5 protein-coding genes are annotated in these 2,860 nt (G+C 68.1%); all 5 read right to left on the minus strand.

Annotation, left to right across the window (positions count from 1 at the left end):
- A partial coding sequence (locus tag AC1DZ6_RS22810; RefSeq protein ID WP_477099396.1) for a TraB/GumN family protein occupies positions 1-382 on the minus strand: 382 nt, incomplete at its 3' end.
- Positions 383-424: 42 nt separating this feature from the next.
- Positions 425-1,336, minus strand: coding sequence for an alpha/beta fold hydrolase (locus AC1DZ6_RS22815; RefSeq protein WP_477099397.1), 912 nt, complete (start codon positions 1,334-1,336; stop codon positions 425-427).
- A 109-nt stretch (positions 1,337-1,445) separates the two neighbouring features.
- A complete protein-coding gene (locus AC1DZ6_RS22820) occupies positions 1,446-1,640 on the minus strand; it encodes a helix-turn-helix transcriptional regulator (protein WP_477099398.1) in 195 nt (64 codons plus the stop codon).
- Between the two features lie 13 nt (positions 1,641-1,653).
- Entirely contained in the window at positions 1,654-2,235 is a 582-nt protein-coding gene (locus AC1DZ6_RS22825; RefSeq protein ID WP_477099399.1) for a hypothetical protein, read from the minus strand.
- 91 nt (positions 2,236-2,326) lie between these two features.
- Positions 2,327-2,608 (minus strand): hypothetical protein, encoded by a 282-nt coding sequence (locus AC1DZ6_RS22830; RefSeq protein WP_477099400.1) that lies wholly within the window; start codon positions 2,606-2,608, stop codon positions 2,327-2,329.
- Between the last annotated feature and the right edge of the window lie 252 nt (positions 2,609-2,860).

A 2,860-nucleotide genomic window follows, 5' to 3' on the forward strand; every position in this document is an offset into this window, starting at 1 on the left:
GCTCCAGGGCCTGGGGCGGGAAGCCCATGCCCTGGGCGGCCGCCTGCAGCTTGGCGTAGGACTCCGGCGACAGCTTGCTCGACAGGGGCGCGGTCCGGTCGATGCCGTATTTCAGCATCAGGGCCTGGGGGTCCGCCGGCTTTTCGGGCTGCTCGATCTCCATCACCACATCGTCGGCGTCCTGGAAGGCCTTGGCGATCCTGGGCGAGCGCCACACCGTGGACGGCTTGAGCACGTGGACCGTGCCGAACAGGTAGATCGTCGAGTCCTTGTCCTTGATCGCCCACAGGGCGGGTTCGGCCAGAACGGGGCTCGCCCCCATCGCTGCGAGGGCGACAAGGGCGAAGGCGAAGCGGCGGGCGCGGACGAGCAGAATCATCATGCCGATACTGTCCCGGTCCGCGCCGCCAGCGGCAAGCCGCCTCTATTTCAGGAAGCTCTCCACCTCGAAGGCGAAGGCGGCCGGCTGGTCCAGCATGATGAAGTGCAGCGAGCCGTCGATCCGCTTGAGCCTGGCCGAAGCCATCGGCGCGTAGGCGCCGGTGTAGAGCGCGTCATAGGCCGACTGGGGCGCGCCGGTCGCCTCGTCCCAGGGGTAGAGCATCACGGTCGGGGTCTTGATCGAGACGATCTCGCCGCGCAGGTCGGTGGTCAGGTCGTCATAGAGGGCGCGGCCGGTCACCGAGGGGTTGGACGCGACCGAGGCTTCGGTGGCCGACTTCAGGCCGGCCGGCGACTTGACCAGGCGCGTCATGGTCCGCGCCTGACCGGCGGCCCAGGCCTCCGCGGTCGATTGCTCGGCCATGTTGCGCAGGGCGGCGGCCTGCGGCTTGACGCCTTCGACCGTGGCCTGGGGCGAGAACAGCACCGCGTAGAACGGCAGGCTGTCGACGACCATCAGCCGGCTTACGTCCTCGGGATGTTGGCGGRCCAGCATCAGACCCATCAGCCCGCCCATCGAGTGGCCGATCACGGCCGGCGACTTCAGCCTGGCGGACTTGATGTAGCCGTCCAGGGCGTCGACCGACGGCTGGATCACCGGCCCCTGCGCGTTGGCCCCGGCCGGCGTCCCGGCGAACCCGGCCATCTGGACCACGTGCAGCCGGTAGCGCCCCTGAAGCTGCTTGACGGTGTCGTCCCAGACGGCGGCGGACGAGGCCAGGCCGGGGATCAGGATCACGTCAGGCCCCTGCCCCGTCACCTCGACGGTGAACCGCGGCGCGGCGGCCGAGGGGACGGCGACGGACGCGGCGTGGGCGCGGCCCAACACGCCGTTGGCGGCCAGGATGGCCAGCAGGATGACGAACAGATGAAAGGAAGGGCGACGACGGATCATGGCTGAAACTCCTGATGGGCGGGCATGCGAAAGGGTTCGGCGGCGCGCCGGTGGATGGAATGCGATGGGGTTTGCGGGCTTGTTCCCGTCGCCGGGTCGCGGCGTCAGGTCAGGCTTCGTCCTGGAAGATGGTCTCGATCGGCATGCCGAACAGGCGGGCGATCTTGAAGGCCAGCGGCAGGCTGGGGTCGTACTTGCCCGTCTCCAGGGCGTTGATCGTCTGGCGCGAGACCTCCAGGCGCTCGGCCAGATCCGCCTGGCTCCAGTCGCGCTCGGCCCGCAGGACCTTGAGGCGGTTCTTCATCCTCGCGCCTCCGTCAGCGATAGCGGCGGGCGATCACGGCCTGGGCCAGGCCCATGAAGACCGCGAACACGGGCACGGTCGCCCAGGTGGGCACGTGCGGCGCCTTGTCGAAGGTTTCGAGAAACCCCCAGATCGTGGCGACGCTCAACGTGCCGGCCGCGCCCCAGAGCAGGCTATGGATCAGGGTCGTGCGGGCGAACTCGTCGGTCTCCTCGGCCAGATACAAGGCGACGCTGGCGATGCAGCAGAGGATGGCCAGCGCCGGGGCCAGCGCGATCGCATAGCCCCAGGGCCCCTCGGCCAACCCTTGGCGTCCCAGCGAGACCGCCGCCACCAGCAGGATGACATAGGCGCTCATCGAGACGCCGAACCGCAGCAGGTAGCGACGCATCGGCGGCCGGATCTTCTCGCGCCGAAACAGCTTGTTGGACAGCAGGGCGAAGGCCAGCGACGCGGCCACCGTGCCCAGCCCGCCGACATAGGACCAGACGCCGCCCTGCTTGCCGATCCAGATCGACAGCGCCACCGCCAGCAGGAAGGCGGCGAACAGTCCAAGTTTCTTCAGCGCGCTTGCGGGCGCGACATCGTCCGACATGACAAGCCTCCTCGCCTAATTGACAAGGACACTTGTCTTACAGGGCGGAAGCAATGTCAAGCAAGCTTGTCATGAAGTCGAGATTGTCGGGCTAAGCGGCCTTGCGCAGGGGCGCGGCGTCGAACTGATCGACCTGGCTCACATGGACTGGCTTGGAGGCGGACCGGCGGAGTGTCCGGCCTTCATGGCGCCCACGCAGGATCGCCCAGCCGTAGCGCGAGAAACGGTCCTCATAGTCGGACCAGCGGATGATCCGCCCCTGGTCGTCGCAACGCCAGATCGCCTTGTCGCAGCCCGGGATCGGGACGGCCCGATTCCAGATCGCGACCCGCTTGGCGTGCGTCGAATAGGTCCCGCCGAAGAGTGCGTTCATGGCCTCGAAACTCCACTGAGCCGGCGACTGGGTGAGTCGTTTCGCCGACAAAGGGAAACTAGCACTGGGGGAGGCCGAATTGGGGCCACACCACATGTAGTGCGACGCCGTGCCGCGCGACCGAATGACAGGTCATGTGATCGACGAACGACGGTCCGCGTCGAGCGCCACCACGAGGTCGGCGCGGGCGGGCGTTTCGCGGGCGATGTGGCGGGTCAGGCGCTCATAGTGCTGGACGAAGACGGCCACCTC

Source organism: Caulobacter sp. P1_B12_2 (assembly GCF_056406675.1).

What these genes read in the sequence shown, in the direction of transcription:
- AC1DZ6_RS22830 (WP_477099400.1), bottom strand. Translation starts at nt 2,608, where the DNA reads ATGAACGCACTCTTCGGCGGGACCTATTCGACGCACGCCAAGCGGGTC.
- AC1DZ6_RS22825 (WP_477099399.1), bottom strand. Translation starts at nt 2,235, where the DNA reads ATGTCGGACGATGTCGCGCCCGCAAGCGCGCTGAAGAAACTTGGACTG.
- AC1DZ6_RS22820 (WP_477099398.1), bottom strand. Translation starts at nt 1,640, where the DNA reads ATGAAGAACCGCCTCAAGGTCCTGCGGGCCGAGCGCGACTGGAGCCAG.